The organism is Synechococcus sp. H60.1 (genome assembly GCF_047462335.1).
In the GTDB taxonomy this organism is placed as follows: Bacteria; Cyanobacteriota; Cyanobacteriia; order Thermostichales; family Thermostichaceae; genus Thermostichus.
In genome coordinates, this window is record NZ_JANSJA010000023.1 from 18,690 (window position 1) to 20,852 (window position 2,163).

Sequence of the window (2,163 nt, forward strand, 5' to 3'; positions counted from 1 at the left end):
AAACTCTGAGAACCCAAAAGTCTCTCAGCCGCCTTCCGATTGACCCTCACCCCCAGCCCCTCTCCCAGAGGTGAGCCCTCACCCCCAGCCCCTCTCCCAGAGGGAGAGGGGAGCTTGGCCGCCACTGCCAGACCGGCAGGCCGACAACCTCAGTCCAACTAAGTGGACAGCCTACTGCTGGGTGAGGCGCAAGGTCACCGTCGGGCTGGTTTGGTTGCCAGAGGTGGCCGTGAGATTGATCTGATACACGGTGCCGGAGGCCGGAATGGGCGGCCGCACCGTAACGGTGAAGCGGCCTTGGGCATCGGCTTGCACGGTTTGGTTGGTCACCGTCTGTTGGGCGCTGATGATGCCCCCCAGCGAGGTCGAAGCCGTTACATTCACCCGCACGGAAGCATTGGGAGCCGTGGTGCCCTGCAGCGTAAAGGAAGAGCCGGCAACCCGATCCCCATCGCGCAAGTTGGTGATCTGGGGCAGCAGGCTGGAGGGGCTGATCGTCGCGGAAACCTCTTGGGTGGTGAGCCGCTGGATCCCCCCAGTAGCCCCCTCGATCAGGCGGGCCGGATGCTCTGCAGTCATAAAGCGCACCTGGCCGTTGTTTTCTAAGCGAGCGATGACGATCCCCTCACGGGTAGTATCCTTCGGCTCAATCAAGGCATTGACCACATAGGTGCCGCTGGAAACTTCCTGAGCTGGCAGAGTTTGCACCTGCCGTCCGTCCTGGACAAGGTAAACGGTTACTCGGCTGGAGGGAGTGCCCTTGACAGTTACCAGCAGGATCTCGCCCGCGGCCAAGGGGCGATTGCCGGCGTTGTGATCCACCAGGTCGATAGAGGCGCGGACGGGGCTACCCACGGTGAAGCTCCAGGTAACACGGCGGGTCACCCCCTGGGTGTTGGTGAACTCCAGCAGGACTTCCCGCCGTCCCGGCGGCAAGGGCTGGGCAGGACGGTAGGTGAAGAAATCCCGGGTAATCACCGACTCAGCAGTAACATCTTTGCCGTCCAGAAAAACCCGCACCGTCTCCGGGCGCACGCTGACCCCATCTTGGCTACGAAAAGAAGCGGAGATCGGCGAGGTGGGCTCCACATTAGTGGCCGCTTGAGCCGGGTTGGGATCCGTAATTTGCTGAGCCCTTGCCGGCAGGCCCGACAACCCCACAACAGCAGCGCCGATCAGCAAGGCACGGGGAAACCAAGAATACAAGTTATCGCTCATGAGACCATCCAAAATAAGGTTAAGCTGGCCTATAGGTGAGTAGCCCAGAGGCGGAGCAAAGTCAACCTAGACCTCCTGTTTGCATCCTGTCACAGGGGTCGATTGCTGTCGATACGCCTACACCTCCGCCTGGCTCTCCCCTAGACCCAACCCCAGTGTCAGATTTAGGTAAGGTTAACTGCCATCTAACGCCTAGGGCAAGGTTGAGAAGGCAGCCGCGAAAGCCCAGAGGCTACATTTTGCCCGTTCAAGCTGGCATCAATTCACGAAAATAGCGCCTGTCTCTTGTAAATCGAGACAATGGTCGCCGGAGACATCGTTGACCAGGCGCACTTCTACAGTGATGACATTCAAGGGATCCACGCTCACCCGGTAGCCCACCGGAGCCAACATTGGCGTGTTGATGGCCATGCAATTGGGGATGGGTAGATTGCCTATGCGCAGCGTTTCTCCCGGCGGAAGTTCCGAGATGTCCTGGCGCGGATCGGTAAAGCCGTATTCCAGAGGCAGGCCGGTACGATTGCGGATCACCAGCTCGGCAGGCAGGTTGGGGTTGAAGCGAGCCACCGGGCGATCGAAAACCGATTGATCCACACCCACCGGCAGGCGCGGCAGCGGCACCGTCTGAAAGGCAGGCTGAGCGACAGCACGGTGTCCACCCACCCAGGCTGACAAAGCGGCCATGATCAAGCCAATTCTTTTGCTTCGTTTCGCGTACCTCATGCTTCTGCCTCAGAACGCCCCTTGGACAAAATTGGGATGTCCTTCCTCGCCTGCTTGTATTGTTCCCAAAAAGGGCTGACCGGGCCAGATGGCCGCTGTTTTTTCAAGGGTAGGCCCCAACAAGGGCCATCGCCGCGCCGCCCAGCTTAAGATCCCATGGGAGGAAGTTAACGTAAGGTGCGGAATTCCCCACCGTCTATACGGTGGGGATGGATAGCACCC

2 protein-coding genes are annotated in these 2,163 nt (G+C 59.8%); both read right to left on the reverse strand.

All coding sequences use genetic code 11. The features are described from left to right. Positions 1-171: 171 nt before the first annotated feature. On the reverse strand, positions 172-1,218 hold the full coding sequence (locus NW852_RS01170; RefSeq protein ID WP_414372494.1) for a hypothetical protein: 1,047 nt from the start codon (positions 1,216-1,218) through the stop codon (positions 172-174). 258 nt (positions 1,219-1,476) lie between these two features. Continuing rightward, positions 1,477-1,902: a hypothetical protein gene (locus NW852_RS01175; RefSeq protein WP_414365478.1), complete on the reverse strand. Its 426-nt coding sequence runs from the start codon at positions 1,900-1,902 to the stop codon at positions 1,477-1,479. Between the last annotated feature and the right edge of the window lie 261 nt (positions 1,903-2,163).

Excerpts from the sequence above, each read along its gene's own strand:
- NW852_RS01175 (WP_414365478.1), bottom strand. The coding sequence starts at position 1,902 with ATGGCCGCTTTGTCAGCCTGGGTGGGTGGACACCGTGCTGTCGCTCAG.
- NW852_RS01170 (WP_414372494.1), bottom strand. The coding sequence starts at position 1,218 with ATGAGCGATAACTTGTATTCTTGGTTTCCCCGTGCCTTGCTGATCGGC.